At 37.0% G+C, this 1994-nt stretch carries 3 protein-coding genes; all 3 read right to left on the reverse strand.

The window, feature by feature from the left end:
- Positions 1-300 precede the first annotated feature (300 nt).
- Positions 301-720 carry a hypothetical protein gene (locus ACFQ8C_RS36940; protein WP_383466332.1) on the reverse strand — a complete coding sequence of 140 codons (420 nt, stop codon included), beginning with the start codon at positions 718-720 and terminating at the stop codon, positions 301-303.
- Between the two features lie 299 nt (positions 721-1019).
- Positions 1020-1484 (reverse strand): DNA repair protein RadC, encoded by a 465-nt coding sequence (locus tag ACFQ8C_RS36945; RefSeq protein ID WP_285854826.1) that lies wholly within the window; start codon positions 1482-1484, stop codon positions 1020-1022.
- Between the two features lie 304 nt (positions 1485-1788).
- The coding region (locus tag ACFQ8C_RS36950; protein WP_383466334.1) for a hypothetical protein at positions 1789-1994 on the reverse strand (206 nt) is incomplete at its 5' end.

Raw genomic sequence — 1994 nt, forward strand, 5'->3', positions numbered from 1 at the left:
CGATAGGGGAACAGCTGCTTACCAGGAGTCAGTGCTGCCGCCCAAATAGGGGTTTAAGTCTTGAAAAGCTTTTAGGTTTTTAAAGAATACTAGTTATTAGCCGTTTCCATTTGGACAAGATTTAATAACCTGTATTAAGGGCAAATAATCGTCTCTATTCAACTCGCTTGTGAAACCTCCTCAACTAAACATAAGCGCAGGTGTACCATATAATCTGGTACACCTTTTTTTATAAAAAAAAGAAGGGTCAAAAACACCCTTCAAAAAAATATATATATAAACATGTCCACAATAGTTAGGTTATTCCTTCTTGCTAATATACTCTCTCACTGTAGAAGTAAGCCAGTAGGGTTTCCCCTCAATCAAAGCATCATTCTTAGGTAATTTACCACGTTCGTAATACACGCTGAGCTTTTTTCTATCAAATTTCAAACCTGATTCATTTAATCTCTTAGCAAAACTTGACTGATTAAGTAATGGGTCTTGGTCATTAATAGTCATTGAATAGTCTTTGGGTAATAAAAAGGTATCATCCTTAAAGAATGTTTCAAGACATTCAAAAGCAAAGCTCACCCAATCACCTTGTAAATGACTATAAACCAAGCCAATATCAAAAGTATTCTCCTTAGGATTTTGGAAAAACAATGCCATTTGGTGAAATACGGATTCTGTTTCACTCAAGTCTTTTTTAGTCGTAGTTTGGTCGTCATCATTCATCATGTCAGATAACATGGGAAAGTAATTCAAAATAAGTTCAGTCGCCTTTTTATTTACTGTCATAAATGATACTCCTTAATTCAAGTTGACATTGTCAACAAGTTCTTAATTTAAGGATATATCAATGTGTTGACATTGTCAACACATTGATTTGGTTTTTATCGAAATATTGGAAGCGAGGATTCGCTGGAAATATTTCGATTTTCCATAAAAGAAAAGGGGTATCCCTTTTCTTCCTTTTTAGGGCAACACACTTTTTAAAAGGATAAGGAGAATGCTAATCATTCCCCTCATGCTCTTTTTTAGATATAACCATGTTCTTTTAAGCTATAATACTTGCCCTCATCATTAACAATTAAGTGGTCTAATAACGGGATACCTAAAATATCTCCTGCTTGTACCATTCTTTTAGTGACTTCTATATCTTCTCTTGAAGGCTCAACCATACCTGACGGATGATTGTGTGCAATGATAATACTAGCTGAATTATTCAGTATGGCTGTTTTCATGACTTCTCTTGGATGGATTATGCTTGCGTCTAAAGAACCTATATGACAACGATGTACCGCATTTACTCTATTTTTCTGATTCAAACAGATTACGAATAGCACTTCTCTATCTTCATCACCAATAAACATAGTTGCGATTTTTGCTCCATCTTGTGGACTCTTAATAGAATATAGGTTTAGTCCTCGGTCATTCTCAATTGTAATTTGTTTGATTCTAACTACCTCATAAATTTTTTCTATTTCTGTGTGATTGGACATGTTTTTTCTCTCCTTGTTTTTGGGTTTCAGAGGGTTTTGATTTTGGGTTTTGTATTTTGAGATTTAGGTCTTATTTGTTGCCCCCTGTTCATCTGCAACGGCAGTGAAGGAGGATTGGAAGGCAAGGGAATAAGCGAAAAAATTTTTATTTCCGCCCTTTACCGTGTTTTGCTTTCGTTCTTGGGATGGGAGGACTGGAAGGACGCACCAGGTCATAGAACGAACAAAACCTTGACATGGTTGGGATGGGAGGATAGGAAAGGTGTGATATGCTTTTTATCACACCTTGGAGAGACGCACCAGGTCATACCATGACATGAGGGGATTTAATCAGAAATAAAAAATTTTTCGCTCCCTTGCCTGGAATGACGACTGAGCTATAGTGAGGATGAACAGAGGGCCCCACTATCCCCAAATTTCCGGTTTTTGGGGTGGGAGGCGGGAAGTTAATAAAAAGAAACAAAACCGGCTGCCTTTTAGCCGGTTTTCGTTTCTTCCACGCCTTTATGC

This window comes from Streptomyces sp. NPDC056503 (assembly GCF_042794995.1).
In the GTDB taxonomy this organism is placed as follows: domain Bacteria; phylum Actinomycetota; class Actinomycetes; order Streptomycetales; family Streptomycetaceae; genus Streptomyces.